This window comes from Lysobacter sp. TAB13 (assembly GCF_052113885.1).
Classification (GTDB): Bacteria; Pseudomonadota; Gammaproteobacteria; order Xanthomonadales; family Xanthomonadaceae; genus Lysobacter; species Lysobacter gummosus.
In genome coordinates this window covers 1-19,417 of sequence record NZ_JBFRDR010000009.1, presented here as the reverse complement: position 1 = coordinate 19,417, position 19,417 = coordinate 1, and the positions used below count along the sequence as shown (strand labels likewise).

17 protein-coding genes are annotated in these 19,417 nt (G+C 67.5%); 6 read left to right on the top strand and 11 right to left on the bottom strand.

Annotation, left to right across the window (positions count from 1 at the left end; all coding sequences use genetic code 11):
• Nucleotides 1-52: 52 nt before the first annotated feature.
• The 4 genes from AB4Y92_RS12365 to AB4Y92_RS12350 all read right to left on the bottom strand — a co-directional run bounded on the left by AB4Y92_RS12365 (nucleotide 53) and on the right by AB4Y92_RS12350 (nucleotide 6,184).
• Nucleotides 53-760: an aspartate/glutamate racemase family protein gene (locus AB4Y92_RS12365; RefSeq protein ID WP_441819918.1), complete on the bottom strand. Its 708-nt coding sequence runs from the start codon at nucleotides 758-760 to the stop codon at nucleotides 53-55.
• A 156-nt stretch (nucleotides 761-916) separates the two neighbouring features.
• The gene (locus AB4Y92_RS12360) at nucleotides 917-2,587 is read right to left on the bottom strand and encodes a M28 family peptidase (protein ID WP_441819917.1); all 1,671 of its coding nucleotides are present in this window, start codon (nucleotides 2,585-2,587) and stop codon (nucleotides 917-919) included.
• A gap of 226 nt (nucleotides 2,588-2,813) precedes the next feature.
• Complete coding sequence (locus tag AB4Y92_RS12355; protein WP_441819916.1) at nucleotides 2,814-5,615, bottom strand: protein kinase domain-containing protein; 2,802 nt, start codon at nucleotides 5,613-5,615, stop codon at nucleotides 2,814-2,816.
• Nucleotides 5,612-6,184, bottom strand: a complete 573-nt coding sequence (locus tag AB4Y92_RS12350) for an ECF-type sigma factor (protein ID WP_441819915.1) — start codon at nucleotides 6,182-6,184, stop codon at nucleotides 5,612-5,614. Before AB4Y92_RS12350 ends, AB4Y92_RS12355 begins: the two co-directional genes overlap by 4 nt.
• Nucleotides 6,185-6,468: 284 nt before the next feature.
• On the opposite strand from AB4Y92_RS12350, the gene AB4Y92_RS12345 reads away from it, so the two are divergent.
• From AB4Y92_RS12345 to AB4Y92_RS12330, 4 genes are all read left to right on the top strand, one after another.
• On the top strand, nucleotides 6,469-6,633 hold the full coding sequence (locus AB4Y92_RS12345) for a hypothetical protein (protein ID WP_441819914.1): 165 nt from the start codon (nucleotides 6,469-6,471) through the stop codon (nucleotides 6,631-6,633).
• Between the two features lie 102 nt (nucleotides 6,634-6,735).
• On the top strand, nucleotides 6,736-6,879 hold the full coding sequence (locus AB4Y92_RS12340; RefSeq protein ID WP_441819913.1) for a hypothetical protein: 144 nt from the start codon (nucleotides 6,736-6,738) through the stop codon (nucleotides 6,877-6,879).
• A gap of 203 nt (nucleotides 6,880-7,082) precedes the next feature.
• Nucleotides 7,083-9,245, top strand: a complete 2,163-nt coding sequence (locus tag AB4Y92_RS12335; RefSeq protein WP_441819912.1) for a peptidase domain-containing ABC transporter — start codon at nucleotides 7,083-7,085, stop codon at nucleotides 9,243-9,245.
• Nucleotides 9,242-10,498, top strand: coding sequence for an HlyD family secretion protein (locus AB4Y92_RS12330; protein ID WP_441819911.1), 1,257 nt, complete (start codon nucleotides 9,242-9,244; stop codon nucleotides 10,496-10,498). The genes AB4Y92_RS12335 and AB4Y92_RS12330 overlap by 4 nt, the downstream gene beginning before the upstream one ends.
• 937 nt (nucleotides 10,499-11,435) lie before the next feature.
• On the opposite strand, the gene AB4Y92_RS12325 is transcribed toward AB4Y92_RS12330, so the two are convergent.
• The 5 genes from AB4Y92_RS12325 to AB4Y92_RS12305 all read right to left on the bottom strand — a co-directional run bounded on the left by AB4Y92_RS12325 (nucleotide 11,436) and on the right by AB4Y92_RS12305 (nucleotide 14,902).
• Nucleotides 11,436-12,050, bottom strand: a complete 615-nt coding sequence (locus AB4Y92_RS12325) for a hypothetical protein (protein ID WP_441819910.1) — start codon at nucleotides 12,048-12,050, stop codon at nucleotides 11,436-11,438.
• Nucleotides 12,050-12,661 (bottom strand): hypothetical protein, encoded by a 612-nt coding sequence (locus AB4Y92_RS12320; RefSeq protein WP_441819909.1) that lies wholly within the window; start codon nucleotides 12,659-12,661, stop codon nucleotides 12,050-12,052. Before AB4Y92_RS12320 ends, AB4Y92_RS12325 begins: the two co-directional genes overlap by 1 nt.
• A 22-nt stretch (nucleotides 12,662-12,683) precedes the next feature.
• Nucleotides 12,684-13,454 carry a transporter gene (locus AB4Y92_RS12315; protein WP_441819908.1) on the bottom strand — a complete coding sequence of 257 codons (771 nt, stop codon included), beginning with the start codon at nucleotides 13,452-13,454 and terminating at the stop codon, nucleotides 12,684-12,686.
• Nucleotides 13,451-13,819, bottom strand: coding sequence for a hypothetical protein (locus AB4Y92_RS12310; RefSeq protein WP_441819907.1), 369 nt, complete (start codon nucleotides 13,817-13,819; stop codon nucleotides 13,451-13,453). Before AB4Y92_RS12310 ends, AB4Y92_RS12315 begins: the two co-directional genes overlap by 4 nt.
• Before the next feature lie 306 nt (nucleotides 13,820-14,125).
• A complete protein-coding gene (locus AB4Y92_RS12305) occupies nucleotides 14,126-14,902 on the bottom strand; it encodes a rhomboid family intramembrane serine protease (protein WP_441820103.1) in 777 nt (258 codons plus the stop codon).
• 132 nt (nucleotides 14,903-15,034) lie between these two features.
• Here AB4Y92_RS12305 and AB4Y92_RS12300 point away from each other — a divergent pair, with 132 nt between their 5' ends.
• The gene (locus AB4Y92_RS12300) at nucleotides 15,035-16,204 is read left to right on the top strand and encodes a class I SAM-dependent rRNA methyltransferase (RefSeq protein WP_441819906.1); all 1,170 of its coding nucleotides are present in this window, start codon (nucleotides 15,035-15,037) and stop codon (nucleotides 16,202-16,204) included.
• Nucleotides 16,205-16,270: 66 nt separating this feature from the next.
• Here the strand turns inward: AB4Y92_RS12300 and AB4Y92_RS12295 are convergent, their stop codons facing one another.
• Both AB4Y92_RS12295 and AB4Y92_RS12290 read right to left on the bottom strand, forming a co-directional pair.
• Complete coding sequence (locus AB4Y92_RS12295) at nucleotides 16,271-16,507, bottom strand: hypothetical protein (RefSeq protein ID WP_441819905.1); 237 nt, start codon at nucleotides 16,505-16,507, stop codon at nucleotides 16,271-16,273.
• Nucleotides 16,508-16,615: 108 nt separating this feature from the next.
• Nucleotides 16,616-16,939 carry a hypothetical protein gene (locus tag AB4Y92_RS12290; RefSeq protein ID WP_441819904.1) on the bottom strand — a complete coding sequence of 108 codons (324 nt, stop codon included), beginning with the start codon at nucleotides 16,937-16,939 and terminating at the stop codon, nucleotides 16,616-16,618.
• Between the two features lie 532 nt (nucleotides 16,940-17,471).
• Between AB4Y92_RS12290 and rmuC the strand changes: the two genes are divergently transcribed.
• Nucleotides 17,472-19,061: a DNA recombination protein RmuC gene (rmuC, locus tag AB4Y92_RS12285; protein ID WP_441819903.1), complete on the top strand. Its 1,590-nt coding sequence runs from the start codon at nucleotides 17,472-17,474 to the stop codon at nucleotides 19,059-19,061.
• The last annotated feature ends 356 nt before the right edge of the window (nucleotides 19,062-19,417 follow it).

Sequence of the window (19,417 nt, the reverse complement as noted above, 5' to 3'; positions counted from 1 at the left end):
GTTTGGCGGCAGCGCGGCTGCAACACCACCGCCGCGGCGGCAGGGGCGGCGACTACGGCGCCGGCGCTTCGCCGAGGCTGGCCAACGCCGCCGCGCGCGCATGCAGCGCGGTGGTGTCGAACAAGGTCACCTCCACGTCTTGCGGGCCGATCAACAGGCCGATCTCGGTACAGCCCAGGATCACGCCCTGCGCGCCGCGCGCGACCAGGCCGGCGATGATCCGCCGATATTCCTCGCGCGACGGCGGCAGGATCTTGCCCAGGCACAGCTCGTCGTAGATCACCCGGTGCACGATCTCGCGATCCTCGGCCGGCGGCACCAGCACCTCCAGGCCGTGGCGTTCGATCAGGCGCTGGCGATAGAACTCCTGCTCCATGGTGAAGCGCGTGCCGAGCAGGCCGATCTTGCCCAGGCCGGCGGCGCGGATCGCCGCGCCGGTGGGATCGGCGATGTGCAGCAGCGGCAGGCCCGACGCCGCTTCGACCTGCGCGGCGACCTTGTGCATGGTGTTGGTGCAGATCACCAGCAACTGCGCGCCGCCGTCGCGCAGCGAACACGCGGCGCGGCCGAGCAGCTCGCCGGCCGCGTGCCAGTCGCCGGCGTGCTGCAGGCGCTCGACTTCGGCGAAGTCCACGCTGTACAGCAGCAACCGCGCCGAATGCAGGCCGCCGAGACGATCGCGCACGGTCTCGTTGATCATGCGGTAGTACGGCACGGTCGATTCCCAGCTCATGCCGCCGAGCAGACCGAGGGTTTTCATCGTGGTTGCGCTCATGCCCCGAGTATAGCTATGCCCACCCGACGCCCATGGAGCGTGATTTTGTGGAAGGGGTTTCAGCTCTTGTGGGAGGGGCTTCAGCCCCGATGCTTTCCGCTCAGATCGCCCGACCCCACACCAACCCCGCCGATTCAAACCTCACGGTTTCGCCGCCTTACCGGCCCCACCAAACCGCTCGCCAAAAAAATCCCCCGCATTCCACCGAGGCCGCTGCGCCGCATCGGCGATACGCTGACCGATACGCGCATTGAGCCGCGCCAGCCGCGCCGCGTCCGCATACTGGATCGGCTGCGACGCATCGTCGCTGGGCTCGTGATAGTGATCGTGCAAAAAATCCTTGAGCTGCCGATCCGCGCCCTCGCCGCCCTTGAGCCCGCCGAGCAGAAACACCGCCGGCACCCCGGTGCGGATGAAGGCGTACTGATCGCTGCGGATGAAGATGCTCTCCTGCGGCAACGGATCGGGCGACAGCTCCACGCCGGTGTCCGCCGCGGCCTGCTGCAGCAGGGGCTGCAGGCTGGAATGCTCCACGCCGATCGGAATCACGTCGCGCGTGGGCACCAGCATCACCGGCATGTCCACGTTGATGTTGGCGACCAGCGACTCGCGCGGCACCGTCGGCCGCTGCGCGAACCACTCCGCGCCGAGCAGATTCTTTTCCTCGCCCGTCAGCGCGACGAACAGCAGCGAACGCCGCGGCGGCGTCGCCGACTGCGCCAGTTGCTGCGCCGATTCCAGCATCACCGCCACGCCCAGCGCATTGTCGAGCGCGCCGTTGTAGATCGCATCGCCGCCCACCGGCGCGCCGATGCCCAGGTGATCCAGGTGCGCGGTGAACACCACGTGCTCGAGTCCCAGCGCGGCGTCGGCGCCGGGCAGGCGCGCGACCACGTTGCGCGATTGCGCGGGTTCGATCCGGTTGTGCGCCGACAAGCTCAGCGTGCCGGGCAGATCGAAGCCGCGCAGCTTGCCCTCGCGGGTGTCGCGGAACAGCGCAGCGGCGCTGTGGTCGCCGACATCGAGCAGCGCGCCGGCGCGGGCCGCGCCGACGCGGGCGACCACCGCCAATTGCGGAAAGGTGTCGATGGCGCTGCCGTCGGTATCGCGCAGACGCATGCCCGGCCAATTCCAGTTGCGCACCTCGTGCGCCCAGGGCTCGGATTTTTCTTCGTCCTCGGTGTCCACGATCACCGCGCCGACCGCGCCGCGCTCGACCAGCGCGCGCATCTTTTCGCGGTACGAGCTGTAGAACGCGCGCCGGTCGATATCGAAGCGCGCCGGCGCGCCGTTGAACAGCACCGCGATCTTGCCGTGCAGATCGATGCCGGCGAAGTCGTCCTGATCCAGATCCGGCGCGTACACGGCCTGGCCGACGAACGCCGCGGGCGCGGCGACCTGCGCCTGGGCTTGATCGAAATTGAGTTGCGGAAGGAAATCGTCGCGAAAACGCAGCGCGACCGTGCCGGTCGCGCGCTCGATGCTGAGGCTGCCGCCGTTGTCGAGGCGCTGCGCGCGCAGCAGCGGCACCTGCTGGAAATAGCTGCCCTTATCGCCGGCCGGCCGCAGGCCGATCGCGCGGAAGCGGGCGGCGAGGTACAGCGCGGCCAGATCGAACCCGCGCGTGCCGGTCTCGCGGCCTTCCAGCAGATCGTCGGCGAGAAAGCGCAGGTCCGATTCGATCCGGCGCGCGTCGGCGCCGGCGCGTTCGTCGTAGCCGCCGGCCGGTGGAGGCGCCGGCTCGGGTTTGCACGCGGACAGCATCGACAGGGCGAAGACGGCGGACAGCAATACGGGCATCGAACGGCGCATGGAGTTCTCGCGGCGGTGGCGACGACAGCGGCTTGCGGCGGTCGACCTCGATCAGCGCGGCGCCGATCGGCGTAAACGGCCTGGGTTGCGTATCGAACCTCGCGCCGCGTCATCGGTTCGGCATTGATGACCGGCGAGGCGATGGTTGGATGCGAGGCCGACGCTAGCACCGACGCATGGCGCCGCCAAGTGACGGCGGCGGCGCGATGCGGCCGACCGCGCCGCGCTAACCGGTCAGCTTGCGCATCAACTCGTCGGCCTTGACCCGCTCGGGCGCATCGGCGGGCAGTTTGTCCCGCACCACCGGCATCACCTCATCCAGCAGCCGCCGCGCCGCGCCGCTTTCGCCGCGTTCGATCTCGATGCTGGCCGCCACCAGTTTCAGCTTGGCGATCATCACCGCGTTATAGCCCGGCGCCTTCGTCGCATTGGTCAGCGCCTCGCTCATGCGTTGCGAGGCCAGAGCCAGATCGCCGCGCTTGCGCGCCAGCTGCGCGCCGAGCGCATCGAGACCGGGCACGAAGTTGCGCTGCTCCGGCTTGCCGCTATCGACCGCGCGCTTGGCGGCGTCGATCAGCTGCTGGGCCTGATCGAATTGCTCATCCTTCATGCGCAGCTTGGCCAACTGCAGCTGCGAGCCGATCATGCCGTCGATATCGCCCAGCTGCCGCGCCAGCCCGATCGCCGCCTCGAAATCGAGGTAGGCCTCGTCCTTGCGTTCCAGCGCCATCAGCGCCTTGGCGCGGCTGGCGTGGGCGCGCTGGCGCCAGGTGAGCTGCGCGGTTTCGTTCGTGTCGGCGCGCGCGGCCAGCAGCGCGAGCGCGGCGGTTTCCATCTCCAGCGCTTGCGCGGCATCGCCGGAAAACAGGTGGAAGGTGCCCAGGTTGATCTGCAACTGCGCCATCGTCAGCGCCTGCAGGCCCAGTTGCTGGGCGATGGAGTAGGCGCGCTGGTAATGCGCCAGGGCTTCGTCGCGGCGGCCGGCCTCGCTCAGGCTGGCCGCCAGGTCGTTCTCCATTTCCATGGTCAGGCGGCTGCGTTCGCCGTAGGCCTTGTAGGCCAGGCGCACGGCTTGCTCGCCCTCATTGATGGCGTCGTCGTGACGCGATTGCAGACGGCGCAACTGCGCGGTCAGCAGATGGACGATGTACCAGTCCGGATGGTTCTCGCGCCAGCCCGCGCGCGCCGCGCTCACCGCTTCGTCGAGACGACGCTGCGCCAGCGCCAGGTCGCCGGCGTCCATGGCCGGGGTGACCAGGGCGACGCGCAGGTGCGCGCGCAGCTCCGGGACTTTTTCGCCAGCGCGATCGAGCACGGCCAGGGCGTGGCGCACGTAGCGTTCGGTGGTTCCGCCGGGGGCCGCGCGCACGGCCACGGCGATGTATTGGTAATAGGCCTGCGCGATCGCCACCGCGTCTTCGGGCCGGCGTTCGCGCATCGCGATCAGGCGCTTGAGCTCGCGCATGGATTCGTCGAAGCGGTCCAATCCGGCCAGCGACGCGCCGTGCACGCGCAGCACCCGCGCTTCGAATTCGGGATCGTGCAGGCCGGCGTCGGCCATCAGCGTCTTGGCCTTGTCGGCGGCGTCGAGCGCGGCCTGCGGATCGAGGATGGCGTCGTAGACCTCGGCGATGGTCAGCCAGGCGATGGCGCGGGTGCGCGGGTCCTGGCCCTGTTCGGCCTGCAGTTGCTCCGAGGCGCGCGCCAGCAGCGTGGCCACCGTGATCGGCTCGCCGCGGATCGATTGCGGCGCGGTCTGCGCCAGCACCGAAGCGAGAAAGTTGCGCGAGGCCTCGGTATAGCCGGCCTCGCGTTCGGCGCGGATGCGCGAGAGCTGGGCCGCGTGTTCGGCGGCGAGCGCGCGCTGGCGTTCGCTGTCCAGCCGCCACACGAACAACCCGGCCGCGGCCAGCGCGACCACGGCGGCGGCGGTGGCCAGGCGATGGCGGGCGACGAATTTGCGCAGCCGGTAGACCGGGCCGCCGACCGCGACCGAGATCGGCAGTCCGTCGAGATAGCGCTGCACATCGGCGGCCAGCGCGGCCACGGTGGGATAGCGCTCGGCCGGCGCTTCGGCGCAGGCGGCCAGCACGATGCGGTCGAGATCGCCGCGCAAGGCGCGGCGCAGCGCCGGGTCCTGCGCGTGCTTGCTCGGCGCCGGCACCGGCGCGTCGCGGCCGCGCACGTCGGCCAGTTTGCGTTCGCTCAGCAGGTCGAACAGCAGCGCGCCCAGGCCGAACACATCCGTGGCGGTGGTCGCGCGTTCGCCGCGGCGTTGCTCGGGCGCGCTGTAGGCGGGGGTGAACGCGACCGTCGCGGTCAGCGCCGGGCGTTCGTCGTCGCCGGCCATCAGCGTGGCGATGCCGAAGTCGAGCAACACCGGCGCGCCGTCGGCGCGCACCACGATGTTGGACGGCTTGAGATCGCGATGCAGCACCAACCGTTGATGCGCGTGCTGGACCGCCTCGCACAATCGCAGGAACAGGCGCAGGCGTTGCCGCGTCGTGCCCGGCGTCGCCGCCAGATACTCGTGCAGCGAGGCGCCTTCGACGTAGTCCATGACCAGATACGGCTGGCCGCTTTCGCTGACGCCGCCGTCGATGTGGCGGGCGATCTGCGGATGATCCAGGCTCGCCAGCAAGCCGCGTTCGCGCGCCATGCGCCGGTTGGCGGCCTGAGTCGGCAGGCCGTGCAGCAGTTTCAGCGCGACCCGCTGCACGCCGTCGCCGGCATCGCGTTCGGCCAGGAACACCGTGCCCATGCCGCCGGCGCCGAGTTCGCACAGCAGCCGATACGCGCCGACCTGCCTGGCGGTGGCCGCGTCCGGCGCGGCGAAGGCCTGAGTGAGACGCTCGGCCAGCGGATCGGAAGTGTCGTCGTGAGCGGCATGTTCGAGCAGCCGCCGCACCGCCGCGCGCACGTCCGGATCGGGCTCGGTGTCGAGCAGGTAGCGCTCGCGCAGCGACGGCGGCTGGGTCAGCGCGGCGTGGAAGGCTTCTTCGACCCGCGCGTGCTGTTCCGGCGTCATGACGACAGATGCTCGCGCAGCCAGGCCTTGGCGAAACTCAGGTCGCGTTCCACCGTGCGCACGTTGATCGCAAGCGCCTCGGCGATCTCCTGCTGCTTCAGGCCGACCAGGAACGCCAGTTCGATCACCCGGCACTGGCGCGGATAAGCGCCGTCGAGCGCGACCAGCGCCTGTTCGACTTCCATCCAGCGCTGATCGGCGGGCGTGGCGGCGTGGTTCTGGCCCAGGGTGGAATCCAGCGAAGTGATGATCACCTCGCCGCCGCGCTTGTCGGCCTGTCGCTGACGGATCACGTCGATCAGGGTGTAGCGGATCGCGGTGGCGGCGATGCGGAAGAAGTGTTGCCGGTTCTGCGCGTCGAGCTTGTCGTCGAGCAGGCGCAGCAGCGCTTCGTTGACCAGCTCGGTCGGATCGATGACCGATCGCCCCATGTGCGCCAGCCGCCGCAGCGCGATGCCCTTGAGCTCGCCGTAGACCAGGCGGTACAGCGCGTCGCGCGCATCGCTGTCGCCGCCGTTCCAGGCGTGCAGCAAGCGGGTGACGTCTCCTTTCGTCTCTTCGTCCGTCATGGCCCTTCCTCCGTGCGCGGCCAAGCATACGACGCCGTCGCCGCCGTGGCATGCGCCTTCGGTCGGGCTTTACGAACCCGTACACGGGACGGCACAAAAAAATCCTGCGTGGCCGTGTCGGGTTTCGCCGCCGCGTTGCGAACTGTGTATGGACGGCGGCGATCACGGCGCCGCGCGATCCGCTGGCGCATCCGCCGCCGGCCGGGTCGCGGGCGTTTGCGCGCGCCGAGCGCGGGCATCGGCCTTCGTTTCACCACCCAACTCATTCATTCAGGAGTCAACCCATGAAGCAGATCGACCTCGAACAAATCGCCGAAGTCGCCGGCGGCGTGACCATCGATCCGGAAACCGGCCGCGGCTGCACCGAGCACGGCCCGCTGTTCCCGGTTCCGTTCAATCCGCTGCCCGGCAAGTTCGAGCGCGCGACCGGCGTCGTCGCGGCGCCCTGATCCGCGTCCGCACGAAATGCACCGCCGCCGGCGCAGGGACGCGAAGCGGATCCACATCGCACTGGACGCGCCAACTCAACTCACCAAAAAGGATTAATCGCAATGCAGACTCTCGATCAAAACGCAGTGGCTCTCGTCGCCGGCGGCCAGGACACCATCAAAATCCAGAAGCCGGTGCCGCCGCCGGTGGACACCACTACTTACGGGCCTTACCCGATCGATACCGTCGTCGTGCGTCCGCGCTGAGCGCGGATTGCCGTCGATGCGGTAACGCCGATCGCCCCGTCAGCGGCCTTCGGGTACTCACAGGTTGGGTGCGATCGGGATAGTCGTTTCGACCGTGCGACGGCTGCGGCCGTCGCGCGGTGGCCAGCGCGATGGCGACTTGTCGCTCATCGCCGGCGATCCCGCCCGAGCATCGCACGACAGACTTCAGCGGTGGAACGCGCATGAACCCCAAGCACAGCATCGTCCAATCCGAAGCCGCCGAATGCGGACTGGCCTGTCTGGCGATGATCGCCGCGCATCACGGCCAGCATCTGGGCCTGCGCGAATTGCGCGGCCGCTTTCCGCTGTCGCTCAAGGGCGCGAACCTGAGCCGGCTGATCGAAGTCGCGGGGCAACTGGGCCTGCAGGCCCGGCCGTTGCGCCTGGAGCTGGATGAACTCGATCAACTGCGCACACCGTGCATCCTGCATTGGGATCTGAATCATTTCGTCGTGCTGGCGCGCGTGCGCGGCCAGCGCGTGACCGTGCTCGATCCGGCCGTCGGCGAGCGCACGCTGAGCGTCGCGGAGGTTTCCAAGCATTTCACCGGCGTGGCGATGGAGCTGTCGCCGGTCCCCGGCTTCGAGCGCGTCGCCGCGCCGCCGGCGATTGCCCTGAGCCAACTCACTGGCCGCGTTACCGGCCTGTGGCGCTCGCTCGGCCTGTTGCTGGGGCTGTCGGCCGCGCTGCAGGTGTTCGTGCTGGTCGCGCCGTTCTTCATGCAGGGCGTGGTCGATCAAGTGCTGGTCTCCGCCGATCGCGATCTGTTGACCGTGCTGGGCCTCGCCTTCGGCGCGTCGGTGCTGTTCCAGGCCGGCATCGGTCTGCTGCGCGGTTGGGCGGTGGTGTATCTGTCCACGCGGCTGGGGCTGCAGTGGATGGGCAACGTGTTTCATCATCTATTGCGTCTGCCGATGAACTTCTTCGGCAAGCGCCATCTGGGCGACATCGTGTCGCGCATGGGCTCGGTGCAGAGCATCCAGCGCACGCTGTCGACCAGTTTCGTCGAGGCGATCATCGACGGCCTGATGACCGTCGCCACCTTGGTGATGCTGCTGATCTACAGCTGGAAGCTCGCCGGCCTGACCCTGCTCGCGGTCGCGCTGTACCTGGGCCTGCGCGTGCTGGCGTTCCGGGCGATGCGCGACGGCACCGAGCAGCAACTGGTCGCGGCCGCGCGCCAGCAGAGCTTTCTGCTCGAATCCATCCGCGGCATGCAGTCGCTCAAGCTGGCCGGGCGCGAAGCCTCGCGCGAGGCCGGTTACGGCAATCTGATGAACGAAAGCGTCAACCGCGACGTATGGCTGGCGAACCTGGGCCTGAAGTTCAGCGGCGTGAGCCAGTTGATCTTCGGCCTGGAGCGCGTGGCGGTGATCTGGATCGGCGCGAAGCTGGCGATGGACAACGTGTTTTCGGTCGGCATGTTGATCGCTTACCTGAGCTACAAGGATCAGTTTTCCGGCCGCGTGTCCGGGCTGATCGACAAAGGCATGGAACTGCGCATGCTGCGGCTGCACGGCGAGCGCCTGGCCGACATCGTGCTGGAAGCGCCCGAGCCGCAGACCGCGCCGCGTTCGCTGGCGCCGGCCGCGGATACGGCCAGCATCGCCACCGATATCGAAGTGCGCGGGCTGAGCTATCGCTACGCCGAGGGTGAGCCGTGGGTGCTGCGCGATTGCAACCTGCGCGTCGCCGAGGGCGAATCGGTGGCGATCGTCGGCGCCTCGGGCTGCGGCAAGACCACGCTGATCAAGCTGATGCTGGGGCTGGCCGTGCCCGGCGAAGGCGCGATCGCGGTCGGCGGGCACGATATCGGCAAGCTCGGCTTGCGCGCCTACCGCGGCATGATCGGCGTGGTGATGCAGGACGACCAGCTGTTCGCCGGCAGCATCGCGGAGAACATCGGCTTCGACGACGACTGCGATCCGGCGCGGGTCGAAGCCGCGGCGCGGCTGGCCGGCGTGCACGAGGACATCGTCGCCATGCCGATGGGCTATCACGGCCTGATCGGCGACATGGGCAGCAGTCTGTCGGGCGGGCAGAAGCAGCGGCTGATCCTAGCGCGCGCTTTGTGTCGGCAGCCGCGGATTCTGTTTCTCGATGAAGCCACCAGCCATCTGGACGTACACAGCGAGCGGCTGGTCAATCAGGCCGTCGCTGGGCTCGCGTTGACGCGGGTGATCATCGCCCATCGCCCGGACACCATCGCCAGCGCCGATCGCGTGCTGGTCATGGCCGATGGTCGCATCGTGGAGGAATACCGGCCGGCCGATCGCGTGCGCAATCTGGGCGATCGATGGCGCGAGGCCGCGTCCAAGGGCGCCGCCGCGGGGACGCCGGCATGAGTACGCTGAGCTTTCGTAACGAAGTGCTGCAAGCGCGGCGCGGCAGTTGGCTGGGCGGGATTTCGCTGTTGCAGCCGCTGCGCCTGTGGATGTTGGCCGCGGTCGCGATCGCATTGGCGCTGACGGTGGCGGCGTTCCTGGTGTTCGGCGAATACTCGCGTCGCTCGCGCGTCGCCGGCGAACTGGCGCCGGACCTGGGACTGGCCACGGTGGTCGCGCCGGTCAGCGGAGTGATGCTGCGCTCGTTCCCGCAGGAAGGCGACCGCGTCGCCGCCGGCGGCGCGCTGAGCCTGATCCAGATCCCGCGTGTCACCGGTTCGGGCACCGACGCCAATGCCGCCGGCGGCGCCGGCATCGCCGAGCGCCGCGACAGCCTGCAGCGCATGGATCGCGCGATGGCCGCGCAGAGCGATGTGCAGCGCGGCGGCCTGAGCCGGCAGATCGGCGAACTGCGCCATGAGCTTGCGCAGATCGAAGCCGAGATCCAGACCCGGACCGAACAGGTGCGCATCGCCCGCGAAACCGCCGGCCGTTATCGGCTGGTGCTGGAGCAGAAATACGTCAGCGAGTTGCAGCTCAAGCAGCAAGAGCAGACGGTGCTGGAGCTGCTGAGTCAGCAGCAGGCGATGCAGCGTCAGGCCACCGGTTTGCGCCGCAATCTGGCGCAACTGGAGCAGGGCCTGGCCGAACTGCCGACGCAGCGCATGCAACAGCGCGCCGAGAATCAGCGTCAGCTGGCGCAGTTGGAACAGGACCGGGTGCAGCAGGAAGCCGACGGCGAGTTGATGGTCAACGCGCCATTGGCCGGCCTGGTCGCCAGCCGTCTGGTCGAGCCCGGTCAGGCGGTGCAGGCCGGGCAGCCGCTGCTGAGCCTGCTGCCTGCAGGGGCGCGTTTGCAGGCGCAGTTGCTGGTGCCGAGCAGCGCGATTGGTTTCATCGCGCCGGGCAATGCGGTGCTGTTGCGGTATCGGGCGTTTCCGTATCAGAAGTTCGGCCAGCATCGCGGGCGGGTGCTGCGCATCTCGCGAAGCGCGATGGCGCCGCGGGATGGCGATGCGGGGGCGGCGAGCGGTGGCGAGGCGATGTATCGGGTGATCGTCGCGTTGGATCGGCAGTCGATCCTGGCTTACGGCAAGCCGGAGGCGTTGCGGCCGGGGATGGCGATCGAGGCGGATATTCTCGGCGAGCGGCGGCGTTTGTTCGAGTGGTTGTTGGAGCCGTTGTATTCGCTTGATGGGCGGATGGGGCGTTGAGGGCCCGCGGCGGTTGATTGAGCCCGACACGCGAAGCCGGCGCAGGTGCCTTGCCGTTGCCGTTGCTGTTGCTGAGATTTTGCCTTGCCTTGCCTTGCCTTGCCTTCGTCTTTGTTTTTGCTGTTGCCGGGCGCGGCCTGTAACTCGCGAGACCGAAGGACACCCGGAGGGCGGCGCACATGGACGTGCGCCGGGTGCCACCTTGGGCAGGATGCCCAATGTGGCACCTGCCTGCGCAGGCTACGCACTCGTGGCTTTTGACTCGAAACAGTCAATGCGTTTTCTTTGGTTACTTTCTTTGTCGCTTTGGACAAAGAAAGTGACCCGCCGCTCCATGGCGGAAGCGTTTAGCGTTTGATCTTGCTTGAAGCTTCTAAGGCTTCTAAGGAACCTGAAGTCCTTGATCGAAACAACCAGACCTGCGCACTCCCTCCTACCGTCATTCCCGCGAAAGCGGGAATCCAGGGCCTTTCGTGCGAGAACGCTTGAAGTCGCTGGATTCCCGCCTTCGCGGGAATGACGAGCAAAAGCAAAAGCCTCAAGCAAGAGCAAGATCAAACGCCTAAAGCTTCCGCCATAGAGCGGCGGGTCACTTTCTTTGTCCAAAGCCACAAAGAAAGTAACCAAAGAAAGGGCTTTGGCTGTTTCGAATCAAGAGCCACGAGTGCGGTGCCTGCGCAGGCAGGTGCCACATTGGGCATCCTGCCCAAGGTGGCACCCGGCGCACGTCCATGTGCGCCGCCCTCCGGGTGTCCCTGGTCTCGCGAGTTACTAGCGGCGCCCAGCAACAGCAACAACAAAAGCGAAGCCGAAGCAGGGCACAGCAAAGCAAAGCCGAAGCAAAGCCGAAGCAAAGCAAAATCTCGGCAACGGCAACGGCAACGGCAACGGCAACGGCAACGGCAACGGCAACGGCAACGCGCCGCTACAAACGACGCTACGGCCGCAACTCACCCACGTAATCGGCCATGAACACACCCGCCATCGTGGTCAGCGTCAGCAACCACAGCACCGCACCCAGCACCAGCCACAAATAATTGGCCGGCGTCAGCAGCTGATTGGATTCACCCTGCGGATCCGCACAAGCCGCGTTGGCCGCGCCCTGAATCTTCAACAGCGCCCATCCCAACGGCAGCAATATCAGCACGTCGAAAAGGTTGATAGCGGACACCGCGACCCGGCCCTGCGCGGCCAGATCGACAACCAGACCGACGACCTGCGCGATTACATAAACCGTCGCCGGAACCGCCGGCCTCCACGCGAAAACGAGGCCGGACCCGCGCAGCGACGCGTCGATCCGCTTGGTCAGAGAATGCGTGTAGAACACCGCGAACAGCGTGCGCGTCACCGGCGACAGCACAACCGAATGCGCGCGGCGGTACCGCGCCCAGTGCATGTAGAACCAATACAGCTGATACAGGCCGAAGGTGCCGAAGTACAGCAGGCAGAACTTGCGCGGCGACACCACGAAGAATTCGTTCGTGCGGCCGACCGGCCCCGCGACGGGCGTAACGTCGCTGACCGGCGGGGCGTAGAGATTGCGATCGTCCATCAGGGTTCTTCGAGGTATTGCTCGGGCAGGAACGACATCGCCGTCCCGAACACGATCAACAGCCACACCAGCGCGCCCAGCACCAGCCAGACGTAGTTGGCCGCGGTCAGGCGGCGATTGGATTCGCCGGCCGGATCGCCGCAGGCGGTGTTGGCGGCGCGCTGGAACGTCAGCAGCGCCCAGCCGGTGGGGACGATCATCAGCAAGGTGACCACGGTGGCGATCGGCTCGGCCGCGCCCGGCCAGGGAATGCGGTCGGCCAGGTTGCTGATCAACTGCGCCACCACATACACCGTCGCCGCCGTCGTCGGGGCCCAGGCGAAGCGCTGGCCGGAGGCGCGCAGCGATTCGTCGATGCGTGCGGCCAGGGCGTGGGCGAAGAACAGGGAGAAGATCGCCCGCGGCACCGGCCACAGGCTCAGCTGATGCACGCGGCGATAGCGCGCCCAGTGCACGTAGAACCAATACAGCTGGTACAGCGAGAAGGTACCGATGAACAACAGGCAGAACTTGCGCACCGAGACGATATAGAACTCGTCGCTGCGTCCGGCCGGTCCTTGCGTGGCGACCACTTGGCTGGCCGGTGCTGCGTAGAGGTTGCGATCGTCCATGTTCGTCTCCGTGGTGGGTTGATCAATCGAAGTAGAAGGCCACGCCCACGCCGCCTTGCAGGTCGGGGCTGTCGCGGTCCAGGCCGGCGTCGAGCGAGACGTCGAGCTGGATCGCCGGTGTCGCCATGAAGGTCAGGCCCGCGCCGGCGACCGAGGTGGTGGGCTGGTGATCGGTGTGCGACCAGCCGGCTTCGAGGTAAGCGCCGACGCGGTCGCTGATCGCGTAACTCAGGCTGGGCGACCAACTCCAGGTGTCGGCGCCGTCGCTGCGATCCAGGTTGAAGTACAGCGCGCCGGACACCGAGTCGCTGAAGTCGTATCCCAAGGTGGTGCCGAGCGAATACTGGATGGCGCCGTTGCTGAATTCGCGATCGCCGCTGGCCGCGGTGACGCTGCCCAGCACGGCCCAGGAAAACTTGTCGTGCGAGGACGGCAACGCGATCTTCAGCGCCACGCCGGTATCGCCGGCGCCATGGCGCGAACGGCGGCCGTCGCCGTCGCGTTCGCGCAGATAGTTGAACGGCGAGGTCGCCAGTTGCAGCTCGACGCGATCGCTCAGCCCCAGGCGCAGATTGGTGTTGGCGCTGTAGGTGGTGCTGCGCACGCCGCCGCTGTCGTTGCGCTGGAAATCCGGCAGCCCCTGTTCCCAGGCGAACGCGCCCTTGGGCAGGGTGCCGGTGGCGAAGGCGATGCCGGGCCGGTCGAACGAAGGCGCGTCGGCGGCGCGCACCGCATGGCCGGCGCTTGCCAGCGCGGCGCCGAGGATCAGCGCCGCGGCCGTGCGCGGGCTCAAGGCTGAGTCCACTTGCCGCGCTGCATCTCGCACGCGCGTTGCAGGTTCGCCAGTTCCTCGGCCGAGCGCTTGTAGTAATAGATCTTGGCCTGCGCGCCCATCGGCGATTCGCACACACCCTTGGCGCCGCTGGGACAGGCCGGGACCAGCCGGGCGTTGGCCTGGCCGCCGAGTTCCTCCAGCCCCGGCACCTTGCCGTTGCACTGCTGCTTGAGCTGTTCGTCCGAAATCGGCTGCAAGGACTGGGTGCACTCGTTGATGACCATGCCGGCGACCTGGCCCTCGACATGGCAGGCGCTGGCGGCCTGCGCGAGCGGGGCGGCGAACGACAACGCGAGCACGAGCGGTGCGGTCAGGTGGCGCATGGCGAAACTCCGGAGCGGACGTTGGACGGATCGCGCCGGGGAGACGGACGGTCCGGTAGCGCCTGCGAACGTGGCGACCGGCGCCGCCGCATGGACGCCGCGCCACTGTAGCGCGCCATGATGGCGACTGAGCAAGCGGGCCGTCGATCGTTTTGAGGCGCGTCCGTATCGCAGCCACGGCGCACGCGAACAGCCATGCGCCTGAGCTAGACAGGTTCGCGGAGTTGAAAAAGCGCCACCGATAACGATCGACGCAAACGCCCGGACCTTCGCCGGGCAGATGTGCTCAGACGCCGTCGGCGCCGATCACTCTTGCGAATCCCCGCGCCCCGGAAACCGCAACACCACCCCCGACTGCACATCCCGTGGGTCCGGCCGGTTCCACAGCACCGGCACGCGGCGCGGGCTGGGCGGTTCGAGTTCGTCGTTGACCGGCACCATTTCCGCGTCTTCTTCGTCTTCCCAGCTGTAGCGCTTGCGCGGCGGCAGCGGGTCGCTGAGCTTGAACACGAAGGCGCCGATGACGCCGGCCACGGCGCCGCCCAGGTGGGCCTGCCAGGACACGCCGACTTCGCGCGGCAGCACGGTCAGCAGCATGCCGCCGTAGAGCAGGAAGGCGATGAAGGCCGCGGCGATGGAGGCGCGGTCGCGGCGCAGCAGGCCCAGCGACATCACCAGGAACATCAGGCCATGGGTCACGCCGCTGGCGCCCAGGTGGTAGCTGCCGGGGTCGCCGAGCAGCCAGGCGCCCAGGCCCGAACCCAGCCACATGATCGGCAGGGCGCGGATCGTCGCCTTCGGGTAGACCGCGCCGGCCAGGGTGCCGAGCAGCAGCAGCGAGGTCGCGTTGGCGGCCAGGTGCTCGATCGAGCCGTGCAGCAGCGGCGCGGTCAGCAGCCCGATCAGGCCTTCGGCCGACCAGGGCTGGACGGTGAAGGCGCGCACGTCGAAGCTGCCCTGGGCGCTGAACACCGCCACCAGCACCAGCACGAAGGCCAGGCTCAGGTTGAGGGCCCGGATCAGGCGCGCGCGGTCGGCTTTGCGCTGGGCCGGGGTGTCGGGGATCGGGGCGTCGGTGGGCAGGTGCATGTAAATCAGATTGGCACCACCGCAAACCTTTACAAGCCGGTCCGGCTGGGCTTCTTTGTCCCGCGAACGGGACTGAGCACCCGGTCAAAGGCCGGGACCGGCGCCCGGCCCCGGTAGAATGCCCGGATGACTACCGAAATCCCCACCGTACGCCTCAAGAACGCCTGGAAATCCACCCACCCCTGGATCTTCCAGCGCCTGGTCGATAAGCCGGCCCAGCGGCCCAAGCCCGGAGCCATCGTCAACGTCGTCGGCGTGGACGGGCTGTGGATCGGCCGCGGCTTCTACAACGGCCATTCGCGCATCGCCCTGCGCATGCTGGAAAACGATCCCGACGTCGAAGTCGATGCCGACTGGTTCGCGCGCAAGATAGCCGCGGCGGTATCGCTGCGCCGCGACGTGCTCAGGCTCGACGATGTCAGCGACGCCTGGCGCGTGGTGCACAGCGAGGGCGACGGGATCAGCGGGCTGGTGGTCGACCGTTACGGCGATCTGCTGGTGGTCGAGTACTTCAGCGCCGGCGCGTTCCGTCATCGCGAATGGATCTACGACGCGCTGCGCGCGCAGTTCCCCGGCTGCCGGTTCTACGCTTTCGCCGACGAGCACGTGCAGAAGCAGGAAAGCTTCGATTTCCGCGGCACCGAGCCGGTGCCGCCGTCGACGATCACCGAGTACGGGGTGAAGTTCCGCGCCGACCCGGCCGGCGCGCACAAGACCGGCTTCTTCGCCGACCAGCGCGAAAACCGCGAGTGGCTGTCGCAGCAGGTGGCCGGCAAGCGCGTGCTGGACCTGTGCTGCAACACCGGCGGCTTCGGCGTCTACGCCAAGGTGCGCGGCGCCGAGGAAGTGATCGGCGTGGACATCGACGCCGACGTGCTCAACATCGCCAAGGGCAACGCCAAGCTCAACGGTGCCAACGTCAAGTTCGTCCAGGCGGACATCTTCCCGTACCTGCGCGACATGGGTAACGCCGGCGAGCAGTTCGACGTGGTGATCCTCGACCCGGCCAAGATGACCCGTGATCGCGAGCAGGTGATCGCCGCGCTGAAGAAATACCTGGACATGAACAAGCTGGCCTTGAGCGTGGTCAAGCCGGGCGGCTTGTTCGCCACGTTCTCGTGCACGGGCCTGGTCAGCGAAGACCAGTTCCTGGACATGCTGCGCCGCGCCGCGTTCTACGCCGGCCGCACCGTGCAGGTGCTGAAGGTGTCCGGCGCCGGCGCCGATCACCCGTGGCTGGCGCAGGTGCCGGAGTCGCGGTATTTGAAGGCGGTGTTTTGCCGGGTGTTGGATTGAGGTTGGTCCCCTCTCCCGTAAACGGGAGAGGGAGCTTTTCGGCCTGAGTTCGTTACGATCCAACGCTCAATCCGGCGCGCGAAACCCCGTCACATGCCGCGCCTTGTAGCTATCGGGCCGATACGACACCTCGCGCGCCAAGCCATCGAGAAACCCCGGCTCCCCGATCCGCGCGCGTTCGCCGGCATCGAGTTCGAGCGTCAACTCGTACATGGCGATCGTGCCGCACAGCACCGACAGATAGCGGCGCTCGCCGTCGGCGTACAGCGTCCAGGCCCAATCGCGTTGGTCGATGAGTTGCATTCGGTTTCTGCCGATCTCTTCAGCTGATCCACAACGGGACGTGGCAGACGACCTTCCAACGACCGTGCTCGAGCGTGAGTAGTTGCAGTCCGCCGGCTTCAGTATTGCTCAGTCTTTCCACCACAGGATCGTCGGCGGATCCTCGGCCCGGGTCTGCTCCAGGCGATGCAGGGCTTCCACGTCCAATCCGGGCAGATGCACGACCAGGGCGGTGGCGACTTCGCGATAACCGGGCCAATCGGTGCGCAGCTCCAGGCGCTCGCCGGCCGCGGTGCCGAGTTCGACGAATACCAGCTTGCGGTCGGTCGCGTCGATCGCGTAACCGTCGATGCCGTCGATGTCGTGCCAACGGATGCCGTGCACGCGGCCGGCGCCGTCGTCGCGCCAGACGCCGCGCGGGTCGGCGAACAGCCGGGGATCTTGCGAGTCCATGGGGGCAGTCCTTGGCGCGCGACCGGCGAAGGCCGGGCGGTCGAGCGGCCAAGATTGGCACAGTGGCCGCGTTCGATCCTGTTCCGTATGGAACGCGGCGGGGGTGGCCTAATGGGCTTTTGCGACTGCGTTCGCAATTTAGTGGGCTGGACAGGAGGCCTGGGTCCGGGGTGGTCCGGCGTGACCACGCCAAAGCGGATGCACGGGTTCGGGGGCGCGCCGTGAAGCCCTGGCCTCCGCGTTCGCAGGAATGACGGCAGGCGGGACCGCGATACCCGCACCCTCCAATGCGCAGCTGCAACCGCGCGCAGTGTAAACCGGCCTTCGCATCGACGCTCGGTCGGCACCGCAACACCTCGAACCACGAACCTCGCCTTCACCCGCACCGCTCCGGCTCGTCGCAGAGCTTGAGACTCCCCCGCCTAGACTGGACGCTTAGACTAGGCATGCGATCCGTGCCCGTCTTCAGAACGCCCTTATCCGGCGTTCGGCCACGGAACGGCCTGTCCCCCGTACGTTCCACGAGCCTTCGATGTCCCCGACCGTTGTCCTGATCGCCATTTTGTCCGCGCTGTTGATCGGCGCCGCGCTCGCCTGGCTGCTCGCGCGCGCCGGCGCGGCGCGCGCGCTGGAGGCTGCGCGCAACGAACTGGGCGCGCAATTGAACGCGGCCAACGCCGAACGCGCGCAGTTGCTGGAGCGCAGCGCGCGCATTCCCGAGCTGCAGAGCCGGTTGGACGAACTGGAAGCCGCGCGCAACCAGTTGCAGCGCGACAGCGGCATGCTGCGCGAAGCCATCGGCCGCACCGGCGCGGAGCTCGACAAGGAGCAGCAGGCGCTGCAACGCCTGCGCCTGGAGTTCGAACAACTGGAGCGCGAGCGCGACGCGGCCGCCGCCGAACTGAGCCGGCGCACGGTCGATGTGGGCCGCCTCAACACCCAGCTCGACGCCGAGCGCAGTCAGTCGCAGGAAAAGATCGCCCAGCTCAAGGACGTGCGCGACGAGTTGAGCAACCAGTTCAAGAACCTCGCCAACGAAATCCTGGAAGAGAAGAGCAAGCGCTTCACCGAACAGAACCGCAGTCACCTCGGCCTGCTGCTCGATCCGCTGCAGCAAAAGCTCGCCGAGTTCCAGGCCAAGGTCGAGACCGTCTACGACAACGAAACCCGCGACCGCACCGCGCTCGGCGAACAGGTGCGGCAGTTGATGGCGCTCAATCAGTCGCTGAGCGAAGACGCGAAGAACCTCACCACCGCGCTCAAGGGTTCGAGCAAGGCGCAGGGCGCGTGGGGCGAGTTGATCTTGGAGCGCGTGCTGGAATCGGCCGGCCTGCGCAAGGGCGAGGAATACGACGTCCAGGAAAGCCACGGCACCGAGGATGGTGAGCGCCGCCCGGACGTTACCGTGCATCTGCCCGAAGACCGGCATCTGGTGATCGACTCCAAGGTTTCGCTGACCGCGTATGAGGAATTCACCAGTGCCGAGGACGACGACCTGCGCGCGCGCGCGCTCAAGCGCCATCTGGAATCGGTGCGCCAGCACATGCGCGGGCTGTCGGAGAAGCGTTATCAGGACTTGTATGGCTTGCGTTCGCTGGACTTCGTGCTGATGTTCGTGCCGGTCGAGCCGGCTTTCATGCTGGCGGTGACGCACGACCGCAATCTGTTCATGGACGGCTGGCAGCGCAACGTGCTGGTGGTGAGCCCGTCCACGCTGCTGTTCGTGCTGCGCACGGTCGCCCATCTGTGGCGGCAGGAAGCGCAGAACCGCAACGCGCAGGAAATCGCCAAGCGCGGCGCGCAGTTGTACGACCGCTTGTGTTCGTTCGTGGCCGATCTGGAAAAAGTCGGCGACCGCATCGGCCAGGCGAAAGATAGCTTCGACGCTGCCCGCGACAAACTCAGCCGCAACAAGGGCAGCGTGATCCGCCAGGCGGAGATGCTGCGCGACATGGGCGTGAAGCCGAACCGGGCGCTGCCGGCGAAGTTGGTGGAGTTGTCGGGGGATGAGGATGCGGTCGACGACTTGGTGGCCGATGGGCCTAGTCCGATCGAAGGCGCGGCGGGTTTGCTGGGCGTGGATGAGGGCGCCGGCGAGGATCGCGCTGAAGAAGAAAAATGAGCGCGGTGTGCTTGAGGATTTAGCGCGACGCCGATAGCGCGTGTATCTCGCCTTTCAACGAAGCCACGTCAAGTTGCCCCCTTTGCAAAAGGGGGCGAGCGCCCTGCATGGAACCGTGAGCCGATGCAGTAGCGGCGCGGGGGATTTGCCGGGACTCGCGAGTTACCGCGGCAAAAAGCAAATCCCCCCTACCCCCCTTTTTCAAGGGTCTTAGGAAGCAAACGCCCCTCAGAGGGGGTTGGATCGTAGCAACTTAAGGGTCGCCCGATAGAGGTCGTCGTGGCGATGGTTGAAGCGAAACTCGCACTCCTTGAGGTGCAGGTAGAAGGTGGTTTGAGGTGCAGGTAGAAGGTGGT

Bases quoted from the DNA above. Each gene is read 5' to 3' on its own strand.
- AB4Y92_RS12335 (WP_441819912.1), top strand. From the start codon at position 7,083: ATGAACCCCAAGCACAGCATCGTCCAATCCGAAGCCGCCGAATGCGGA.
- AB4Y92_RS12320 (WP_441819909.1), bottom strand. From the start codon at position 12,661: ATGGACGATCGCAACCTCTACGCAGCACCGGCCAGCCAAGTGGTCGCC.
- AB4Y92_RS12345 (WP_441819914.1), top strand. From the start codon at position 6,469: ATGAAGCAGATCGACCTCGAACAAATCGCCGAAGTCGCCGGCGGCGTG.
- AB4Y92_RS12290 (WP_441819904.1), bottom strand. From the start codon at position 16,939: ATGGACTCGCAAGATCCCCGGCTGTTCGCCGACCCGCGCGGCGTCTGG.
- AB4Y92_RS12340 (WP_441819913.1), top strand. From the start codon at position 6,736: ATGCAGACTCTCGATCAAAACGCAGTGGCTCTCGTCGCCGGCGGCCAG.
- AB4Y92_RS12295 (WP_441819905.1), bottom strand. From the start codon at position 16,507: ATGCAACTCATCGACCAACGCGATTGGGCCTGGACGCTGTACGCCGAC.
- AB4Y92_RS12360 (WP_441819917.1), bottom strand. From the start codon at position 2,587: ATGCGCCGTTCGATGCCCGTATTGCTGTCCGCCGTCTTCGCCCTGTCG.
- rmuC (WP_441819903.1), top strand. From the start codon at position 17,472: ATGTCCCCGACCGTTGTCCTGATCGCCATTTTGTCCGCGCTGTTGATC.
- AB4Y92_RS12325 (WP_441819910.1), bottom strand. From the start codon at position 12,050: ATGGACGATCGCAATCTCTACGCCCCGCCGGTCAGCGACGTTACGCCC.
- AB4Y92_RS12365 (WP_441819918.1), bottom strand. From the start codon at position 760: ATGAAAACCCTCGGTCTGCTCGGCGGCATGAGCTGGGAATCGACCGTG.
- AB4Y92_RS12350 (WP_441819915.1), bottom strand. From the start codon at position 6,184: ATGACGGACGAAGAGACGAAAGGAGACGTCACCCGCTTGCTGCACGCC.
- AB4Y92_RS12300 (WP_441819906.1), top strand. From the start codon at position 15,035: ATGACTACCGAAATCCCCACCGTACGCCTCAAGAACGCCTGGAAATCC.
- AB4Y92_RS12330 (WP_441819911.1), top strand. From the start codon at position 9,242: ATGAGTACGCTGAGCTTTCGTAACGAAGTGCTGCAAGCGCGGCGCGGC.
- AB4Y92_RS12355 (WP_441819916.1), bottom strand. From the start codon at position 5,615: ATGACGCCGGAACAGCACGCGCGGGTCGAAGAAGCCTTCCACGCCGCG.
- AB4Y92_RS12310 (WP_441819907.1), bottom strand. From the start codon at position 13,819: ATGCGCCACCTGACCGCACCGCTCGTGCTCGCGTTGTCGTTCGCCGCC.